The organism is Thiocapsa sp. (genome assembly GCF_011390875.1).
In the GTDB taxonomy this organism is placed as follows: domain Bacteria; phylum Pseudomonadota; class Gammaproteobacteria; order Chromatiales; family Chromatiaceae; genus Thiocapsa.
In genome coordinates this window covers 1-259 of sequence record NZ_JAABRP010000205.1, presented here as the reverse complement: position 1 = coordinate 259, position 259 = coordinate 1, and the positions used below count along the sequence as shown (strand labels likewise).

The 259-nt window shown below is 64.9% G+C and carries 1 protein-coding gene; it reads right to left on the bottom strand.

The genetic code is table 11. The features are described 5' to 3' along the window. A partial coding sequence (gene secG, locus GPT33_RS15095) for a preprotein translocase subunit SecG (RefSeq protein WP_296810345.1) occupies positions 1-252 on the bottom strand: 252 nt, incomplete at its 3' end. Between the last annotated feature and the right edge of the window lie 7 nt (positions 253-259).

The following is a 259-nucleotide window of genomic DNA, read 5'->3' as shown; positions in this document are numbered from 1 at the left end:
CGCAAGCCCGACCGGAACGTCCGCCTGTGAATTGATCTCCTCGCCACCCGGGATCGCCGGGATGTCCGAGGTCGGCGCTGCCGCGGGCGGCGGGACGATGATCGTGCGCTCGTCCACACGGTCCATGATCGTCACCGGCTCTGACCCCTTCGTCGCATAATACGCCAAAGCCATGCTGGTTAGGAAGAATATGGTTGCCATGATGCCCGTGGCACGCGTCAGGAACGAACCCGACCCGCGAGACCCGAACACGGTCGCG